Source organism: Stenotrophomonas sp. GL_101 (assembly GCF_057835675.1).
Genome location: NZ_CM174432.1, coordinates 3,652,221 through 3,670,299, shown reverse-complemented (window position 1 = coordinate 3,670,299; position 18,079 = coordinate 3,652,221). Strand labels below are relative to the sequence as shown.

General features: G+C 68.0%; 11 protein-coding genes and 1 pseudogene. 4 read left to right on the top strand and 8 right to left on the bottom strand.

The window, feature by feature from the left end; all coding sequences use genetic code 11:
* Nucleotides 1-15: 15 nt before the first annotated feature.
* From AC3IR9_RS16205 to AC3IR9_RS16195, 3 genes are all read right to left on the bottom strand, one after another.
* Nucleotides 16-816, bottom strand: coding sequence for a MipA/OmpV family protein (locus AC3IR9_RS16205; RefSeq protein WP_489291969.1), 801 nt, complete (start codon nucleotides 814-816; stop codon nucleotides 16-18).
* Between the two features lie 111 nt (nucleotides 817-927).
* A complete protein-coding gene (locus AC3IR9_RS16200) occupies nucleotides 928-2,217 on the bottom strand; it encodes an ATP-binding protein (RefSeq protein WP_489291967.1) in 1,290 nt (429 codons plus the stop codon).
* Nucleotides 2,218-2,220: 3 nt separating this feature from the next.
* Nucleotides 2,221-2,949: a winged helix-turn-helix domain-containing protein gene (locus AC3IR9_RS16195; protein WP_489291966.1), complete on the bottom strand. Its 729-nt coding sequence runs from the start codon at nucleotides 2,947-2,949 to the stop codon at nucleotides 2,221-2,223.
* Nucleotides 2,950-3,181: 232 nt separating this feature from the next.
* Here AC3IR9_RS16195 and AC3IR9_RS16190 point away from each other — a divergent pair, with 232 nt between their 5' ends.
* Nucleotides 3,182-4,498, top strand: coding sequence for an O-acetylhomoserine aminocarboxypropyltransferase/cysteine synthase family protein (locus AC3IR9_RS16190; RefSeq protein WP_489291965.1), 1,317 nt, complete (start codon nucleotides 3,182-3,184; stop codon nucleotides 4,496-4,498).
* A gap of 156 nt (nucleotides 4,499-4,654) precedes the next feature.
* On the top strand, nucleotides 4,655-5,536 hold the full coding sequence (locus tag AC3IR9_RS16185) for an AraC family transcriptional regulator (protein ID WP_489291964.1): 882 nt from the start codon (nucleotides 4,655-4,657) through the stop codon (nucleotides 5,534-5,536).
* Between the two features lie 34 nt (nucleotides 5,537-5,570).
* Here AC3IR9_RS16185 and ybaL read toward each other — a convergent pair whose 3' ends face one another.
* Together ybaL and AC3IR9_RS16175 are read right to left on the bottom strand one after the other, a co-directional pair.
* Nucleotides 5,571-7,271: a YbaL family putative K(+) efflux transporter gene (ybaL, locus tag AC3IR9_RS16180; RefSeq protein WP_489291963.1), complete on the bottom strand. Its 1,701-nt coding sequence runs from the start codon at nucleotides 7,269-7,271 to the stop codon at nucleotides 5,571-5,573.
* A 285-nt stretch (nucleotides 7,272-7,556) separates the two neighbouring features.
* Nucleotides 7,557-9,950, bottom strand: a complete 2,394-nt coding sequence (locus tag AC3IR9_RS16175; RefSeq protein WP_489291961.1) for a TonB-dependent receptor plug domain-containing protein — start codon at nucleotides 9,948-9,950, stop codon at nucleotides 7,557-7,559.
* A 343-nt stretch (nucleotides 9,951-10,293) separates the two neighbouring features.
* Between AC3IR9_RS16175 and AC3IR9_RS16170 the strand changes: the two genes are divergently transcribed.
* Nucleotides 10,294-12,150 (top strand): ABC-F family ATP-binding cassette domain-containing protein, encoded by a 1,857-nt coding sequence (locus AC3IR9_RS16170; RefSeq protein ID WP_489291960.1) that lies wholly within the window; start codon nucleotides 10,294-10,296, stop codon nucleotides 12,148-12,150.
* Between the two features lie 198 nt (nucleotides 12,151-12,348).
* Here AC3IR9_RS16170 and AC3IR9_RS16165 read toward each other — a convergent pair.
* Nucleotides 12,349-13,209: pseudogene (locus AC3IR9_RS16165) on the bottom strand (LysR family transcriptional regulator); the annotation flags it as partial.
* A 232-nt stretch (nucleotides 13,210-13,441) separates the two neighbouring features.
* Between AC3IR9_RS16165 and blaL2 the strand changes: the two are divergent.
* Nucleotides 13,442-14,347 (top strand): L2 family extended-spectrum class A beta-lactamase, encoded by a 906-nt coding sequence (gene blaL2 / locus AC3IR9_RS16160; protein WP_489291958.1) that lies wholly within the window; start codon nucleotides 13,442-13,444, stop codon nucleotides 14,345-14,347.
* 115 nt (nucleotides 14,348-14,462) lie between these two features.
* Here blaL2 and ggpS read toward each other — a convergent pair whose 3' ends face one another.
* Complete coding sequence (gene ggpS, locus AC3IR9_RS16155; RefSeq protein ID WP_489295866.1) at nucleotides 14,463-16,763, bottom strand: glucosylglycerol-phosphate synthase; 2,301 nt, start codon at nucleotides 16,761-16,763, stop codon at nucleotides 14,463-14,465.
* 8 nt (nucleotides 16,764-16,771) lie between these two features.
* A complete protein-coding gene (locus AC3IR9_RS16150) occupies nucleotides 16,772-18,058 on the bottom strand; it encodes an MFS transporter (RefSeq protein WP_489291957.1) in 1,287 nt (428 codons plus the stop codon).
* Nucleotides 18,059-18,079 lie beyond the last annotated feature (21 nt).

Genomic DNA, 18,079 nt, shown 5'->3' with positions numbered 1-18,079 from the left:
GCGCGTGACGGACGCTTACCAGCGGTACTGGTAGCCGCTCATCGCACCCAGCTGCGTCTGCTTCTGCACGATCGGGCTGTCGGCCGCGTCGCCGAGCAGGCGGCTGCCTTCCACGCCGATGAACAGGCTGCTGCTGGCGCTCATCGGGCGCACCCATTTCAGACCGACGCCGGCACTGGTCAGCCCGGCCGACGGCGCATAGGCCTTGAAGCCGCTGCGCGCGGCCTGGGCGCGGCTCACCCCGTACCAGGTCTGCACGTAGCCGGCATCGCCGTACTCGGTGGATACACTGGCGCTGAGCGTGCCGCCGCCCAGGTCGAACAACGGCACCTCCAGCGACAGCAGCACGTGGCCGGTGGCCAGCCCGTTGTCGCCACGGTCCTTGTCCTTGGGCGCATGCTGCACGCTGGCGCTCAACACCGTCGGCCCGATCGAGACACTGCCATCCACGCCCACCAGTAACCGCGTGCGGATGTCGCCCATGCCGCGAAGATGGTCCGAGCCGCCGAGCAGCGTGTCCTTGTCGCGGCGGCTGCCGCTGCCGCCGACGTAACCGCGCAGGCTGCCGCGCTCACCGAAGGTGGTGCCCCAGCCCAGCCCACTGCTACCGAGAAACCAACCGCCCGGTGCACGCACCTCAAAGGCCAGTTGCGGCACGGCGGTGTAGTCTTCGCTGCCGCTGTAGCGCGGCGCCACGCCACCACCCACCATCACATCGAAACCCCAGCGGTCCTCGGCGGGGGAGGCCGCTTCGGCATTGGCCACCGGCAGCAGGGTCAGCGGGGCAAGGGCGAGCAGCAGGCAGATCGAATTCATGCAGATTCTCTACAGGGGAAAGGATGCGGGCATCTTGGCGATGACGGCGCAGCGGTTCTTTCCACATTTGTAGGAGAGTTGTAAGCAGATGTAGCCGGGGACGGCGGCGGTTCAGCTGCGCGCGACCGACCACTGGATGTCAAAGCGCGCGCCTCCCAATGCGGCGCGCGTGGCACTGGCGTGGCCGCCATGGCGTTCGGCGATGCGGCGCACGATCGCCAGGCCCAGGCCGACGCCGCCGGTGTCGCGGCTGCGGCTGTCATCGAGCCGGGTAAAGGGCGCGAACACCCGCTGCCGGTCGGCAGCGGCGATGCCCGGGCCGTCGTCGTCCACGCGCAGGCGCCAGTGGCCAGGTGCGGTCTCCCACAGGCTCACCTGCACCTGCGTCCGTGCATGGCGCAGCGCATTGCAGGCCAGGTTGCTCAACGCCAGCTGCATCAGCCGTGGGTCCAGTTGCACGCGTTGCGGCGTGCTGCCCACCACCGCCAGGCCGATACCCGTCGCGGCGGCTTCGCGCTGCGGGTCGGCCAGGGCCTGCTGCAGCCAGGTCACCGCGTCGATCTCGGGCCGCGTCTGGTCGGCCTCGCGATGCTCCAGGCGCTCGTAAGCGAGCAGTTCGTTGACCAGCCGGTTGAGTTCGGCCAGGTCGCTGCGCATGCCTGCCAGCAGCGGCGCGCGGCGTTCCTCGCTGGCGTTCTCGACCAGGTCCAATCCGAACGCCAGCCGCGCCACCGGCGTACGCAGCTCGTGCGACAGTGCATGGGTGAGGTCGCGTTGGCCCTGCACCAGGTCGGCCACGCGCGCGGCCATGCGGTTGGAATGTTCGACGATGACCCGCAGCTGCGAGTGTGGCGATACCTGCGCGCGCGCGTGCAGCTCGCCCGCGCCGATCCGGTCGGCATGCCCGCGCAGCACTTCCAGGTCGCGCCAGAACAGGCGCACCCACAGGTAGATGCTGATCCCGAGCAGGACCAGGATGCCCAGATAGGCCAGCACGGTCATGTGCAGGGTCAGGGTGACTTCACCGGGCAGGTGCAGGCTGAGCCAGCGGCCGTCATCGGCGTCGATGGGCAACAGCACCCATTGGAAGTCGTCGCGGACCACGAAGCGGTGGTCCTGCAGCGCGGCCTTCTCGTTGGCGTCCAGTACCGGTGGCGCGTCCAGCAGGGTCAGGCCGATCCCGTAGTGTGGCTGCCAGCGTTCCAGCTGCTGCCGCTGCGCATCGAGGTCGCGCCCGGCCAGACCCTCGCGCAGTGCATACACCTGTCCGCGGATCTGCTGGATGTACACCGCATCCAGTTTCGGGCTGAAAAAGCGGTCCAGCACCAGGTTCAAGCTCAGCACCGACAGCACGAAGCAGGCCCCGGTGATCAGCCACAGGCGCAGGAACAGACGGATCATGGGTTACCAGCCGGCCGGGTTGAACTGGTAGCCACGGCCCCAGATGGTCTTGATCCGGCGCGGCTCGCGTGGGTCGTCGCCGAGTTTGCGGCGCAGCTTGCCGATGCACACGTCCACGCTGCGGTCCAACCCGTCGAAACCGATCCCGCGCACGGCCAGCAGGATCTGGTCGCGCGACAGGATCTGCCCGGGCTGGCTGGCCAGCACCCACAGGATTTCAAATTCGGTGGTGCTCAGTTCCACCCGCTGCTGTTCATGGCTGACCTCGCGCTCGGCCCGATCGATGCGCAGGCTGCCGAAACGGGCATTGCTGCGGTTCCAGCCGACGGGCTGCTGGCGGCGCAGCAAGGCGCGCAGGCGAGCCAGCAGCAGGCGCGGTTCGATCGGCTTGAGTACGTAGTCGTCGGCGCCCGATTCCAGGCCGAGCACCTGCTCCACGTCGTCTTCGCAGGCGGTCAGGATCAGGATCGGCACGTCGGAGAACGCGCGGATCTGGCGGCATACGTCAATACCGCCGATGCCGGGCAGCATCAGGTCCAGCACCACCACCTGCGGCGACAGCCGTCGGCAGGCCTCGACGGCGTGGTCGCCGCGATGCACCGGTTCAACCGCAAAGCCGTGCTCGCCCAGGTAGTGCTGCACCAGTTCGCCAAGGCGGCGGTCGTCTTCTACCAGCAATACCCGTGGCAATGCGATCGGCAGGCTGTCGGGCATCCATTGCGCTGCACACATGGTCCGAGGCTCCTTGCCGGTGGTGGGCGGTTTTTACCCGGGTGGCGGCGAAGACTAGCAGTGGCATTGGGCGAAAACGCTGAACCCCCACCAACAGCCACCATGCGCCGGCGTGCGGTGCGGCATCGGCGCAGATCACCGCCGTGCCTATCGCCATGCGCAATTGGCATGAGCCGTGGTGTGCACCGCGGCGTGGCTTGGGTATCGTCGCGGTTCAACTGGAGGAAGCGCGATGTCAGAGCACGGCAGTCCCGAACACGCCACGCTGGCGCGGCAATGGAAAGCGGAAACCATCGCCGTCCACGGCGGTTACCGGCCCGATCCGACCACCCGCGCGGTGGCGGTGCCGATCTACCAGACCGTGGCCTACGCCTTCGATGACACCCAGCACGGGGCGGATCTGTTCGACCTCAAGGTGCCGGGCAACATCTACACGCGCATCATGAACCCGACCACCGATGTGCTGGAGCAGCGCATTGCCGCGCTCGAAGGCGGCATCGGCGCCTTGGCGCTGGCGTCGGGCCAGGCCGCGATCACCTATGCGATCCAGACCATCGCCGAGGCCGGCGACAACATCGTCTCCTCCAGCGCGCTGTACGGCGGCACCTACAATCTGTTCGCCCACACCCTGCCGCAGTTCGGCATCCAGACCCGGTTCGCCGATTACAACGATCCGCAGGCCTTTGCCGCGCTGATCGACGCGCGCACCAAGGCGGTGTTCGTCGAGTCGATCGGCAACCCGCGCGGCAACATCACCGACATCGAGGCCGTGGCCAGGATCGCGCATGCGCACGGCGTGCCGCTGATCGTGGACAACACCGTGGCCACGCCGTACCTGCAGCGTTCATTCGATTTCGGCGCGGACATCGTGGTGCACTCCCTGACCAAGTACCTCGGTGGCCATGGCACCAGCCTGGGTGGGGCGATCGTCGATTCCGGCCGTTTTCCCTGGGCCGAGCACAAACAGCGCTTCCCGCGCTTGAACGAACCCGATGTCAGCTACCACGGCGTGGTCTACACCGAGGCGCTGGGGCCGGCAGCCTACATCGGGCGCGCGCGGGTGGTGCCGCTGCGCAACACCGGCGCGGCGATTTCGCCGTTCAATTCCTTCCTGATCCTGCAGGGCATCGAGACGTTGGCGCTGCGCCTGGACCGGATCAACGCCAATACCCTGGCCGTGGCCAGCTTCCTGCGCGACCACGCCAAGGTCGACTGGGTGAACTATGCCGCGTTGCCCGACCATCCCGAGCACGCGTTGGTGCAGAAATACCTGCGCGGGCACGGCTCGGGCGTGCTGACCTTCGGCCTGCCCGGTGGCCGCGCCGCGGGTGCGCGTTTCCTGGATGCCCTGCAGTTGTTCACCCGGCTGGTGAACCTGGGCGATGCCAAGTCGCTGGCCACCCATCCCGCGTCCACCACGCATCGCCAGCTGGATGCGGCCGAGCTGGACAGGGCGGGCGTGAGCGAGGACACCGTGCGGCTGTCGGTGGGCATCGAGCACATTGATGACCTGCTGGCCGATCTGCAGCAGGCGTTGGCAACGGCCTAGCGGTGCGGCCCACTGCGGTCGGTGCGGCCAGGCATGGCGTAGCGCCAGCGGGGGACGCTAGGATCAGCCGGCGGCTCCCGGCAGTTGCGCAAGATCGGCCACGCGCCGTGCCGGGGACCGACGCATGCTGCGCGTCAACCCGACAAGGAGCCCACCATGAGCCGTATCGCCCAGGTCCGCCAGCACCATGGCATCGACCGCGTCATCGCTTACCTGCAGCAGTGCCTGCGCGAGGGGCGGCCCTTGCCCGACCTGGAGCAGCTGGCCGCCGTTGCCCACCAGTCGCCGTTCCACTTCCATCGCCTGTACCGCGCGCTGACCGGTGAAACGCCCGGGCGTACCGTGGCCCGGCTGCGCCTGCTGCACGCACTGCAGCTGCTGGCGCAGGCCGACAGCCGGGTGACCGCGGTGGCCCTGGACGTCGGCTACGAGAGTCCACAGGCGTTTGCGCGGGCCTGCCGGCAGGCGTTGGATACCACGCCGAGCGCGCTGCGGGACGATGCGGGGCTGCGTGCACGGTGGCAGCAGCGGCTGTCGTTGCCGGCCGGTGATGGCACCGATGACAGCATCCCGCTGCAGGTACAGGTCACCGCGCTGGAACCGTTCGACGTGGTGGTACTGCGCACGCGCGGGGCCTTCGACGACCTCGACCAGGCGTTCGGCCAGATCTATGCATGGGCGGCCGAACAGGGCCTGGCCGAGGCGCTGCAGGCACTGGTGGGGATCGCGCTGAACGACCACCGGGACGTACCCGCCGATGCATGCGAGTTCGACTGCGGGATGGGCTTTGGCCGCGCGTTCACCGACCTGCCGGCAGCGCTGCGCGGGTTGACCCTGGGCGGTGGCGAGTACGCGGTGCTGCGGCATGTGGGCAGCTACGCCGGGCTGGAAGCGGCCACCGATGCACTGCTGCGCCAGTGGCTGCCCGACAGCGGGCGCGCGCTGCGCGACGCGCCGCTGCATTACCACTACCTGGACGACCCCGAGGAAACGCCCGAGGCGATCCTGCGCGCGGACATCTGCGTGCCGCTGCAGTAGTGGATACGCCCCGTCCGCAGTGCCCCGTTGTCGCTCAGACCACCGGAATGGTGTGCTTGCCCAGGCTGCGGTACGGCGGGGTGGACATCACCATCTCGGCCAGCGAATAGGCCAGCTCGCGTTCGGCCATCACCGTGCCATCGGCGCCGTGCGCAAGCAGGTGCTTGACCTCGGCATCGCTATGGGCGCGTGCCAGCAGGGTCAGGGTCGGGTTGAGCGCGCGCAGCTTGGCCAGCGTTTCGCCGGCTTCCAGCGGTTGCGGAATGGCCAGCACGGCGATCTTGGCGCGGTCGGGATGGGCCTCGGCCAGGACCTTGTCCGACGCCGCGCTGCCGCGGATGCCGGGCAGCCCGGCGGCGTGCGCCTCGGCCACGTGTTCCTTGTTGTCATCGATGATCAGCACCGGCACGCCGCGATCGCGCAGGACTTGCGCCAGCGCGCTGCCGACCCGGCCGTAGCCGATCACGATGGCGTGGTCGTGCAGGTCCAGCGACGGGCCCGGCGGCAGTTCGATCTCAACCGCGGCCGGGGCGGTCTCCTGGTGCTTGAGCAGCCAGCGGTCGAGCAGGCCGAACACCAGCGGGTTGAGCATGATTGAAATCAGCGCACCGGCCAGCACCAGCGCCTGCCCGGTGGGCGGCAGGATCTTCAGGGTCACGCCGAGGCCGGCGATGATGAAGGCGAACTCGCCGATCTGCGCCAGGCTGGCGGAAATGGTCAGTGCGGTGCCGGTGGGATGGCCGAACGCGCGCACGATCACGAACGCGGCGGCCGACTTGCCGAACATGATGATCCCCGCCGTGGCCAGCACCTGCCACGGGTGCTCGATCAGGATGCTGGGGTTGAACAGCATGCCCACCGAGACGAAGAACAGCACCGCGAAGGCATCGCGCAGCGGCAGCGAATCGTTGGCGGCCTTGTGGCTGAGCTCGGATTCATTGAGCAGCATGCCGGCGAAGAAGGCGCCGAGGGCGAAGGACACTCCGAACAGCATCGCCGAGCCGAACGCCACGCCCAGCGCGATCGCCAGCACTGCCAGGGTGAACAGCTCGCGCGAACCGGTGCCGGCGATGCGTTCGAGGATCCAGGGGATCACCCGGCGCCCGACCACCAGCATCACCGCCACGAACAGGCCCAGCTGCACGAAGGTCCAGCCGATGCTGGCCAGCACGCTGCCGACGGTGTGGGTTTCATTGGCCGCGTCCGGGCCGAACACACCGGCCAGCACCGGCATCATCACCAGGGCCAGCACGCAGGCCAGGTCTTCGACGATCAGCCAGCCGATGGCGATCTTGCCGCGCTGGGTTTCCAGCAGGCGGCGCTCTTCCATCGCGCGCAGCAGCACCACGGTGCTGGCGGTGGCCAGCGAGAAGCCGAACACCACGCCGTAGATCACCGGCCAGCCCATCAACGCGGCCAGGCCCCAGCCGAGCAGGGTGGCGACCAGGATCTGGCCGATCGCACCGGGAATGGCGATCGCCTTGACCGCCATCAGGTCTTTCAGCGAAAAGTGCAGGCCGACACCGAACATCAGCAGCATCACGCCGATTTCGGCCAACTGGTTGGCCAGCGCCTGGTCGGCGACGAAGCCGGGCGTGAACGGTCCAACGCAGATGCCTGCCACCAGATAACCGACCAGGGGGGACAAACGCAGCTTGTTGGCCAGCGCGCCAAAGATGAAGGCGAGCCCGAGGCCAACGGCAACGATGTTGATCAGGTCGGTGTCATGGTGCATCGGGGCTCGCAGAAATAGGGGATGTCCCGATTTTCACCGATGCGGTGGTATCGAGCAAACATCGGCGGCCGCAATGCTGCTAGGTCCCCGTGGTCAGGTGATGTGCTGTCCGGGACATCCGGGGGCAGCAGCGATGAATGCGCGAAACCCGCATTGGCACGCCGAAAACGAATCTGCCCCGGCGGACCGGGGCAGGTGGGGTATCGGTAGTGCCGGCCGCTGGCCGGCAACCACGCGATGCCCGGGGTTTCATGGGGTTGCCGGCCGGCGGCCGGCACTACCTCATTACCACTTGTAGGTGACCCGCCCGTACACATACGCACCATTGAAGCCATACGGCGAGTAGTTGCTGTACGGCAGCATGCCCCAGGTGGAGTTCTGCAGGTCCACGGTGCGGTCGGGGTACTCGTCCAGCAGGTTGTCCGCGCCCAGGGTGAGCGCCCAGTTGTCGCTGGGCTTGTAGCTCACCGAGGCGTCCAGTACCCACGAGGCATCGTAGCTCTGGTCGCGCAGCGCGGTGGCCGAGTTGCGCACGGTGAAGCTGCCATAGCGGGTCGCGGCCAGGTTCAGGTCCCAATGGTCGCTGCGCCAGGTGCCGCTGAGGATGGTCTTGTCGCGTGGGTAGCTGTCCTCGATGCGGCCGATCTCGTCGCGGCCGATCAGCGACTGGGTGATGCCCAGCGTGCCGAACACCGGCGGCGAGGCGATGAACTGCTTCACTTCGGTCTCGTTGTAGCTGTAGGCGGCGGTCAGCTCCAGCGAGCTGGCGGCGAACGGGATGCTGTAGCTGGACACCGCATCGATACCGCGGGTGCGGGTATCCACGCCGTTGGTGAAGTAGGAGAACGCGGTGACGTTGGGCAGCCCCAACCCGGTCAGCAGCGAGGTGGCCGCGGCATTGGTGGTGATGTTGGTGGACAGCACGATGCGATCGTCGATGTCGATCTGGTACGCATCCACGGTCAGGTACAGCCGATCCACCGGCTGCAGCACCAGGCCCACGCTGTAGGAGGTGGAGCTTTCGGCCTTCAGCGGGCTGGCACCCAGTGCCTGGGCGGCCGCGCTGGTGGTGGGGAAGGTGCCACGGTCGACGAACACGCCGTTGATGATGGTGCTGGTGACGGCCTGGTAGCTCTGCTGGGCCAGCGACGGCGCACGGAAACCACTGGAGGCGGTGGCGCGCAGCGCGATCTTGTCGGTGAACGCATAGCGCGCCGACAGCTTGCCGGAGAACTTGTCGCCGAAGTCCGAATAGTCTTCATAGCGGCCGGTGACGCCGGCGGAGAACTTGTCGGTGAGGTCGGCTTCCAGGCCGGCATACACCGCGTAGTTGTTGCGGTCCGCGTCCACCGCATTGAGCGGGGTGAAGCCACCGAAGCCCTGCGCGCCGCTGCCGGTATAGGAATTCAGTTCACCGGCCGACTGCTCCCACTTTTCCTTGCGGTACTCGCCGCCGAAGGACAGCGTGACCGGGTAGGCCAGGCCCCAGTCCAGGGTCTTGGTGACATCGGCGTTGAAGATGTCCTGGGTGTACTTCAGCGCGCCGTCGTAGAACGAGCGCGGGCTGTCCACGCCGAGGCTGTAGTTGATGCTGTTGCGGGTGTGGAAGTCGATCTTGTTCTCGCCGTGGTTGGCGCTGACGTCCCAGTTCCAGCCGCTGTCGGTGCCGCCCTTGACCCCGGCCACCAGCGAGCGGTCCTTGGAGTACTGGTTGATCTCCGGCACGAAGCCATCGGGGTAGGTCTGCGCCAGCAATGCACCCTGGCTGCTGTTGTTGCGCGAGCGGTAGAACGCAAACGAGGTGATGTCGCGGTTGCTGGCCATCGCCGTGGCGTAAGCGGAGACGTGGTCGCTGAACTGGAAGCTGGCGTTGGCCGACGCGGCGGTGGCATCCACCTGCGGATCGCCGACCACGAAGGTGGTCTGGCCGATGTTGGGGAAGTTGCCGGTGTTGGGCGTGGTGCCCTGGTAGGGACCGGCGCGGTTGCTTTCGTCCTGCTGGAGGATCTGGCCGGCCACATGCAGGCTGCCCCGGCCGTCGGCGAAGCCGATCCCGGTGTCACCGGAGAGCTGGTACTTGTTGCCGTCGCCGGCGGAATACTGGCCTGCATCCAGCGCCAGGCTGCCGCCGGCCGAAGAGCCCTTCAGCACGATGTTGACCACCCCGGCGATGGCGTCCGAGCCGTACTGCGCCGAGGCGCCATCGCGCAGTACTTCGACCCGCTCGATCGCCGCGATCGGGATCGCATTGATGTCCACCGCCGATGAGCCACGACCGATGCTGCCGTTGACGTTGATCTGCGCCGAGGTATGCCGGCGCTTGCCATTGACCAGTACCAGCACCTGGTCCGGCGACAGCCCGCGCAGCTGCGCCGGGCGGATGCCGCTGGTGCCGTCGGTCAGCGCCGGGCGCGGGAAGTTCAGCGAGGGCAGGGCCCGGGCCAGCGCGGTGGCCAGTTCGGTGGTGCCGGTGGACTGCAGGGCTTCGGGGGTGATGATGTCGATCGGCGACTGCGATTCGGCCACGGTGCGGTCGGCGACCCGGGTACCGGTAACGATGATGGTGTCCAGGGTGTTGGCGGCGGTGCGCGCGGGCGCGTCCTGTGCCGATGCCGACAGGCTGGAGATACCGAGCGCAACAGCTACGGCGGCGGCGAGCGTACTGGTCTTGCGGTTCATCAGGATGTGGCTCCGGTAGGGACGGTGCGGCACCGTGGCGACATCACGACTGCGGGGAGCGGGTCTGCGAAGGCGGTTGTTGCGGTGCGCAATAGACGGATTAACGGAATATTCATCAGCTGTCAAATCCCGGTCATATCGGCAAAAAACGTTGCAGCAGCAACTATTTACGCCAATCGAGGGGTTCGACGGGAGGGTCCCGGGGACGCGCAGGCAGGGTCGTGGGAGAGAGAGACGAGGCCTGCCGCGCATCCCGGGGCGCGTCAAGTATTCGTTAACGTTAGAATTACGTCGCAGGAAGGGTGCTCATCAGCACATTCCAAACCGTTCTCTGGAAACCCCCATGATTTCTCTTCGTAATTTCGCCTTGCGCCGTGGCGAACGGCTGCTGTTGTCCAACGTCGACCTGACCCTGCATGCGGGGTACCGCGTCGGCGTGGTCGGCCGCAACGGGGCCGGCAAGTCCAGCCTGTTCGCGGCCGTGAAGGGCGAACTGGAGGCCGACAAGGGTGACGTCGACCTGCCCGGCAAGGTCCGCATCGCCAGCGTGGCCCAGGAAACCCCGTCGCTGCCCGACCCGGCGCTGCAGTTCGTGCTGGAGGGCGACACCGAGGTGGCCGCGGTCATGCGCGAAGAGGCTGACGCGGCCGCGCGTGAAGACTGGGAGGCGGTAGCCACCGCGCACCAGAAGATGGCCGAGATCGGCGCCTACGACGCCGAAGCGCGGGCCGGCAAGCTGCTGCACGGCCTGGGCTTCCCGGCCGAGACCCACTCGCGGGCGGTGTCTTCGTTCTCCGGCGGCTGGCGCGTGCGGCTGAACCTGGCCCGCGCGCTGATGATGCCCAGCGACCTGCTGCTGCTGGACGAACCGACCAACCACCTGGATCTGGACGCGGTGTTCTGGCTGGAACAGTGGCTGCTCAAGTACCCGGGTACGCTGCTGCTGATCTCGCACGACCGCGAGTTCCTCGACAACGTCGCCACCCACACCCTGCACCTGCACGGCGGCGGTGCCAAGCTGTACCCCGGCGGCTACACCGACTTCGAGCGCCAGCGCGCCGAGCAGCTGCGCCAGCAGCAGTTGGCGCACGACAAGGAACAGACCGAGCGCGCCCACCTGCAGAGCTTCATCGACCGCTTCAAGGCCCAGGCCAGCAAGGCCGCCCAGGCGCAGAGCCGGATGAAGCGGCTGGCCAAGCTGGCCGGCACCGAAGCGGTGCGCGCCGAGCGCGAGTTCCGCATCGAATTCTCGCCGCCGGCCAAACTGCCGTTCTCGCTGATCCGGCTCAACCACGTCGAGGCCGGTTACGGCGCCGATTCGGTGATCCTGCACAACGTGGGCTTCGGCCTGGAAGCCGGCCAGCGCATCGGCCTGCTGGGTCCCAACGGCGCGGGCAAGACCACGCTGGTGAAGACCCTGGTCGGCGAACTGGCGCCCATCGCCGGTGAGCGTGCCGCGCACCCGGACCTGCGCATCGGCTATTTCGCCCAGCACACGGTGGAGTCGCTGCACGAAGGGCAGTCGCCGATGGAGCATTTCCGCGACCTGGCCCCGGATGCACCGAACCAGGGATTCCGCGATTTCCTCGGCAAGTGGAACTTCGCCGGTGATCGCGCCTTCGAGCCGGTGGATGGTTTCTCCGGTGGCGAACGTGCGCGTCTGGCCTTGGCGCTGATCGCCTACCAGCAGCCCAACGTGCTGCTGCTCGACGAACCGACCAACCACTTGGACCTGGAAATGCGCGAAGCGCTGGCCGAAGCACTGGCCGATTTCGAGGGCGCGATCGTGATGGTCTCCCATGACCGCCATCTGATCGGCCTGGTCTGCGATACGTTCTGGCGCGTTGCCGACGGCGTGGTCGAGCCGTTCGATGGCGACCTGGATGCCTACGCGGCGTGGTTGCGTTCGCGTCCGGCGGCGCAGGGCACCAAGCAGAAAATGGCCGTGGCCGCCCCCGACCCGATGCCGCCGACGCCGCCGATGCCGGCAAGGAAACCGGCCAACCCGCACAAGCTGGCCGCCGCCGAAGCCAAGGTGGGCGAGCTGGAAGCACTGCTGGCCGAGCTTGATCGCCAGCTGGCCGATCCCGGCAACTATGCCGATGCCACCCGCATGGCCGTGCTGGGGCGTGACCGCGAAGCCACCGCGACCCTGCTCGGCAAGGCCGAGCAGACCTGGATGGAATTGCTGGAGGGCTGAGCGGCCCTCCGTGCCGACCCACGGTCGACACCTGGTAGGTACCGACCGTGGGTCGGTACGATCGGTCGGGATGCACGGACCCCGCGCGCCACGACCAACGGTCGTGGCCTACCGAGGTAGGTACCGACCGTTGGTCGGTACGGGCGTCGGCGCCGGTATTGCCACCGGCGCGGCATGCCGACCCACGGTCGGTACGTCGCCCGGGGTTTCCAGCCATTCCCGGAACCTGCGCGCCGCATCGCTTTCCGCACGCGAGCGCAGCCGCGTCAACCAGTAACGGCCCAGGTCCAGGGTCTGCGCGAAGGGCTGGATCAGCCGCCCCTGCGCCAGGTCCTGCTCGAACATCTTCAGCGGCAACAACGCCACCCCGGCCCCGGCCGCCGCCGCGCCGGCCAGGGTCAGCGACGAGTCGAACACCGGCCCACGCGCCTCCAGCTCGGCCACGCCGGCGGCCTGCAGCCAGCGTGGCCATTCGTCGCTGCGGTAGGAGCGCAGCAGGGTCACGTTGGCCAGATCGCGCGAGTGCCGCAATGTGCGCGCCAGCGCCGGGGCGCACAGCGGCGCGAACGGTGCCTCCAGCACCGGTGTGCTCAACTGCCCCTGCCAATCGCCATCGCCGAAGCGGATCGCCAGGTCCAGGCCTTCGCCGGCCAGGTCGATACGGTTGTTGTGGGTCTGCAGGCGCAGCTCGATATCGGGATGCCGCGCGGAAAAATCCGCCAGTCGCGGCAGCAGCCAGCCGGTCGCGAAGGTGCCCACCACGCCCACGCTGAGCACCTCGCGGAAGTGCCCGCCGACGAACCGGTCCAGGCTCACCGCGATGCGGTCGAAGGCCTCGTTGAGCACCGGATACAGGCGCGCCCCCTCATCGGTCAGCGCTACCCCGCGCGGCAGGCGATTGAACAGCGATACCCCCAGCCGGTCCTCCAGCGCACGGATCTGGTGGCTCAGCGCGGCCTGGCTGACGCACAGTTCCAGCGCGGCGCGGGTGAAGTTCTGGTGGCGCGCAGCAGCCTCGAAAGCGCGCAGCGCATTGAGCGGTAATTGGGGGCGAAGCATGGTCAAAGCCGTGAGCGGGGTTGATGGATGATCGCATTGATTCCGTCTTCCGGCGGCGCCAGCCATGGGCCGGGATCACTGATTGCCTCGCTGAAATGCCGCGTGGCAGGTCGCATCCGCCAGGGGCGTCGCCCTCAAGGCATGAATGCATCTAATGCCTCACCCTGAATCTACTCGTTGGTGCCCGCCCAGCCAGGCGTGAATACTCCTGTCTCCAACAAGGAGAACCTGCATGCTCGCTCGACGACAGTTCCTGCAATGGACCGGTGCCGCTGCCGCCTCGGCACTGGCCGCCACGGCCTTGGCCAAGGTGCCGGTGGCTGCCCCCACGCCGGCCACCATCGCCGCGGCCAAGGACTTCGCCGCGCTGGAAGCGGCCAGCGGCGGCCGCCTCGGCGTGACCCTGTTGAACACCGCGACCGGGAAGCGGGTCGGCAACCGCCAGGACGAGCGCTTCCCGATGTGCAGCACCTTCAAGTTTGTCCTGTGTTCGGCCGTGCTGCACCTGGCCGACGCCGGCCAGCTCGACCTCGACCGGCGCGTGCCGGTGCGCCAGCAGGACATGCTCTCGCACGCGCCCACGACCGCCCGCCACGTCGGCAAGGACATGACCGTGCGCGACCTGTGCCGCACCACCATGGTCACCAGTGACAACCCGGCTGCCAACCTGCTGCTGGGGGTCGTCGGCGGACCGCCTGCGGTGACTCGCTTCCTGCGCGACAACGGCGATGCGGTGACCCGTAATGATCGTTTTGAGCCGGAGATGAACCGCTTCACGCCCGGCGACCCGCGCGACACCACCAGCCCGGCGGCGATGGCCGCCAGCCTGCAGCGCTTCGTGCTGGGCAACGTGCTCAAGCCGGCGTCACGCCAGCAGCTGGCCGATTGGCTGATCGACAACGAAACCGGTGATGCGCGCTTGCGCGCCGGGCTGTCCAAGGCGTGGCGGGTGGGCGACAAGACCGGCAGCAACGGCGAGGACACCACCAACGACATCGCCCTCCTGTGGCCGCTGGCCGGCGGTGCGCCGTGGGTGCTGACCAGCTACCTGCAGGGCGCCACGGTGGACGACGCCGGGCGCAACGACGTGCTGCGCCAGGTCGCGGTGATCGCCGAACGACACCTGCAGGCGCCGTAGAGCCGACCGTTGGTCGGCTACGCCGGTACGTTCAATTATCGTAGAGCCGACCGTTGGTGGGCTATGCCGGTGCGTTCGATTGCAGCGCCGTGATGCAGCCGACCAACGGTCGGCTCTACGTGACGCTGCCGTCGCCGCGCACCGCTTCGAGAAACTCCCGGCCCCAGCGGTCCACGTCGTAGTACTCCACGCTGCCGAACAACTGGCGCATGCGCCCGGTGGCTTCGTCTTCGGGCATCGACAGCGCCTGCAGCAAGCCAGCGGTGAGGTCGGCTGGATCGTGCGGGTTGGTCAGTACCGCGCCTTTCAGTTCGGCCGCCGCCCCGGCGAACTCGCTCAACACCAGCACGCCGCTGCTGCCCTCGATGCCATGGGTGGCCACGAATTCCTTGGCCACCAGGTTCAACCCGTCGCGCAGCGGGGTGATCCACATCACCTGCGCGGCGGCGTAATGGGCCACCACCTCGTGAAACGGCAACGCCTGCGCGAAGAACCGCACGGGGGTCCAGTCCAGCCGCGAAAAACGCCCGTTGATGCGGCCCACCGCTTGCTCGATCTGGTTCTGCAGGGTGCGGTAGACGGTCATTTCGCGGGCTGCCGGCACGCAGACCATCAGCAGGGTGACCTTGCCCTGGCGTTCGGGGTGCTGCTCCAGCAGGCGCTCGAACGCCTCCAGCTTGGCCAGCGTGCCCTTGGTGTAATCCAGCCGTTCCACCGACAGCACCAGCTTGCGTGCGCCGATTTCGCGGCGCAGCTTGAAGATGTCGTTGCGCACGTCGCTGCGCGCCAGCACGGTGTGGATGCGGCGCAGGTCGGTGCCGACCGGGTGGGCGCCCAACGCCACCTCGCGGTCGCCCACGCGCAGCCGCGTGGTCATCGTGTCCAGGCCCACTGCACAGCCGTAGGTGAGGAAGCGCGGCGCGCAGCTTTCCCAGGCCAGCCGCTCGGCCGGCATCGCCCCGCGGACCACGTCGACGAAGTTCTCCACCTGGCGCGGAATATGAAAACCGATGTAGTCGCAGCTCAACAGGCTGCCGATGATTTCGCGCCGCCACGGCACCACGTTGAACACGTCGGCCGACGGGAAATAGGTGTGGTGGAAGAACGCGATCTTCAGGTCCGGGCGCAGTTCGCGCAGCGTGGCCGGCACCATCCACAGGTTGTAATCGTGGAGCCACACCGTGGCCCCGTGCGCGGCCTCGGCAGCGGTGGCCTGGGCGAACTTGCGGTTGACCTTCAGGAACACCTGCCAGTCGTCCTCGCGGAACTTGGCGCGCTCCCAGAACACATGCAGCATCGGCCAGAACGCTTCCTTGGAGAAGCGCTTGTAGAAGATGTCCACTTCCTGCCGGCTCAGCGGCACGCGCGCGGCGGTGAGGGTCGGGTAGCGCTCGGCATCGATCGCCATGTGGGTCTGGAACGGGCCGCGCTTGGGATCGTCGATGCCCCAGGCCACCCAGGAGCCCTTCTGGCCGCCTTCAAAGAAACTCAGCAGCGAGGGAATGATGCCGTTCGGCGAGCGCGGTGGACGCTGTACCAGCACGCCGTCCTCCATCACTTCATCGAAGGGCAGGCGGTGATAGACCATCACCAGGTCGGCGCCGGCGGCACGTGCCTGCACGGGGGCATACAGGAAGGGATCGTCGTCGGCGAGCAGGCCGAAGTGTTCGATCGCTTCGAGGATGCCACCGCAGCCCGGTGCGACGGCGTGGAACGTATGGGGCAGCGCAGTGGTTGCCGCCGTCAGTGCCGGCTCGGAATCGCCCACGCATACGCCGCGGAAGCCGGCGGTATACATCGACAGGTCGTTGAGGGTGTCGCCGGCCACCAGGATGCGATCGCGTGGCAGGTCCAGCAGGCGCGCAAGCGCGGCCAGGGTGCGGCCCTTGTCGGTGTCCGGCGGCAGGATGTCCAGATAGCGGTCGGCCGAATACAGCACATCGCAGCCCAGCGCCTGTGCGGCGGCCTGGATCTGCGCGCGCAGCGGCGCCAGCGTGTCGGGATCGCAGAAGTACGAGCAGCGGCGTTCCTGCGGAACGTCCTGGCGCTGCAGCGCGGTGAAGGGACGCATCGCCGCGGCCACCACGTGTTCGCCGGGCCAGTGGGCATCGATCATCGATTGCAGGGGCTGCAGGGGCTGCAACGTGTGGCCGTCCACCACCGTGGCGCCGACGTCGCAGACCACGTAGTCCGGGCGCGGAATGGCCGGGTCGGAGAGCAGCGGCATCACCGCTTCCAGGCCGCGGCCGGTGATGAAGATCAGGCTGATATCGGGATGCTGGTCGACCAGCCGGTACAGCCGGTGTCGCGCGGCGGCATCGCCAGCGAGAAAGGTGCCATCCAGATCGGTGGCCAGGATGAGGTGCGGGGCCGGCGGTGCCGACGGTGTACGGGGCGGAGTGAGGGTCGTGGGAATCGAAACAGTCAATGCACTTCCTTATCGGAGTCGAAGGGATGGGGAGCGGTGGGTGAGGGTTCGGAGGGCGCATCGGCCGCGACGCTGTCGGTCTCCGGCATCAGTTCCAGTGCCGATGGCGTGGTGCGCAGCATCAGCCGGAAGCCGACCGGATGGGTGCGCAGCCGCGCAAAGCTCAGCAGGCGCGCGGTGGTGAACACCGCCAGCAGGGTCAGCACCACCGCGAAGTACAGGGGCAGCGCGGCCGGGCCGAACTGCTGCATGGCTGCACCGGCGATCGCCGGGCCCACGGCTGCCCCTACGCCGTGCACCAGCAGCAGGCTGGAGCAGCCGGAGAGCAGGTCCTCGCGCGGCAGGTAGTCGAGCATGTGCGCCACCGCGAACGGATACAGCGAAAACGCCAGTCCACCGTAGAAAAAGAACAGGCCGAACAGCAGGTGCGTCTGCTGCTGGATCATCGGCAGCGAGGCCACCACGGCGATCGCGGCGGCCACCACGCTCAGTGCGACCAGCCCATTGCGACGGTCATGACCATCGCTGATATGCCCCAGCGGCCACTGCAGCAGCGCACCGCCGGCAATGGCGGTGAGCATGAACAGCGCCACGCCATTGCCACTCAGTCCGACATCGCCGGCATACACCGGCAGCAGGCCCCAGAACGCGCCCATCGCCAGCCCGGACAGGCCGGCGGCCACGGTGGCCGCCGGCGCCATGGCGTACAGCCGCGACAGGGTGAGGCGGCTTACCACCGGCACGTCGGGCTGGCGCAACTGGGTCGCGGTGACCGGCAGTACCGCCGCGCAGACCAGGATCGCGGTGAGCATGAACATGCCGGTGGCGCTGGCATCACCGAGCATCAGCAGGACCTGGCCCAGTGCCAGCGCCGACAGGTTCACCACCATGTAGAGCGAGAACGCGCGGCTGCGCAGGCGCGGATCGGGCTCGGCGTTGAGCCAGCTTTCAATCACCGTGTACAGCCCGACCAGGGCGATACCGGTGACGATGCGCAGCACCCCCCAGCCCACCGGCGTGATCCACAGCGGATGCAGCAGCACCGCGATGGCGGCGAGCGCGGCGAAGAAGGCGAATGCGCGGATATGCCCGATGCGGCCGATCAGCGAGGGCGCGAAAAACGTGCCGATGAAGAACCCGGCGAAATACCCGGACATCACCAGCCCCAGCGTGCCGGCACCGAAGCCGGCCTGCCCGCCGCGCACCGCCAGCAGGGTACCCAGAAGCCCGCTGCCGGTGAGGAGCAGCGCGACGCCGACAAGCAGAGCGGTCAGGCGCAGCATGCGCGCGGACCCGGTGGAAGA